This is a genomic window from Clostridium sp. (assembly GCF_051656525.1).
In the GTDB taxonomy this organism is placed as follows: Bacteria; Bacillota; Clostridia; order Clostridiales; family Clostridiaceae; genus Clostridium.
On record NZ_JBOGCC010000203.1, the window covers coordinates 1 to 1,155 of the forward strand.

General features: G+C 31.3%; 2 protein-coding genes. Both read right to left on the reverse strand.

The window, feature by feature from the left end; translation table 11 throughout:
• Nucleotides 1-176, reverse strand: a 176-nt coding sequence (locus ACRDDY_RS10165; protein ID WP_438564842.1) for a GDP-mannose 4,6-dehydratase, incomplete at its 3' end; no start/stop codon positions are given.
• The gene (gene rfbD / locus ACRDDY_RS10170; RefSeq protein ID WP_438564841.1) at nt 176-1,030 is read right to left on the reverse strand and encodes a dTDP-4-dehydrorhamnose reductase; all 855 of its coding nucleotides are present in this window, start codon (nt 1,028-1,030) and stop codon (nt 176-178) included. The genes rfbD and ACRDDY_RS10165, both read right to left, overlap by 1 nt.
• Nucleotides 1,031-1,155: the final 125 nt, after the last annotated feature.

Genomic DNA, 1,155 nt, shown 5'->3' on the forward strand with positions numbered 1-1,155 from the left:
CCTTTAACAAAAGATACTCTAGAGTCTTTTAACTCCTCTCTTATTGTTCCAAGGTTTCCAGCATAAGTCAGCTTATCCAGTACAACTAACTTTATATCTTCATGCTTTTCTAACATATATTTAACAAAGTTTGCACCAATAAATCCTGCTGCTCCTGTTATTAAGTAAGTTTTCATTAAAGTTCCCCCTTCTCTCTCATTTCATTTAGGAATCTATCTATTCCACTTTTCCAAGTTGGAATTTTCTCTCCTATAACTGCTTCTAATTTACTACTATCAAGCTTTGAATATTCAGCTCTTTTAGCAGGTAATATAAAGTCACTACTTTTAGCTCTGTTTAGAGTTCCTTTCCATCCAATAGAATCTAAAACATACTTTGCTTGATCATATTTTGAAGCTACTCCACTATTACTTAGGTGATATAACCCATACTTTTTAGTTTCAAGAAGTTTTAATGAATATAATGCTAAATCATATGAATATGTAGGAACTGATACTTGATCATCAACTATTCCTAGAGTATCTCTCGATTTACTCCAATTTATAACTTGTCTATTAAAATTGTTATTAGCTATTCCAAATACCCAAGATGTTCTTACTACAAAACTTTTATCATAAACCTCTAATACTAATTTCTCTCCCTCAGCCTTAGCTTCTGAATATATAGAAAGTGGCTTTGGAGTATCCTCTTCTGTATATGGAGTATTTTTACTTCCATCAAAAACAAAGTCTGTAGAGTATGTTATATAATCTGCTTCGATCTCTTTAGCTACTAATGCTAAATCTCTTGGTGCTGCAGCGTTTAGCTTATAGCACATCTCTTTTTCTTCCTCTGCTTTATCCACATTATTGTAGGCAGCACAGTTTATAATAAGATTTATCTTTTTATCTTTTACAAACTCTCTCACTGCATCTATATTTGTAATATCTAGTTCTTTATAGTCAGTTGCTATAAAATCTAAATTTCTTTCTTTAAATATTCTTTGAAAATCATGTCCTAATTGTCCATTAGCTCCAGTAATTAATATCATCCTATTACCACACCACTTTGCACGAACTCTTTTAATGTTTGCTGCTGCCTATCTTTATCAGAAAGTAAAATCTCTTCTGTTGATAATTCATACTTTTCAAAGTTCCAATCTATTCCTATATCAGA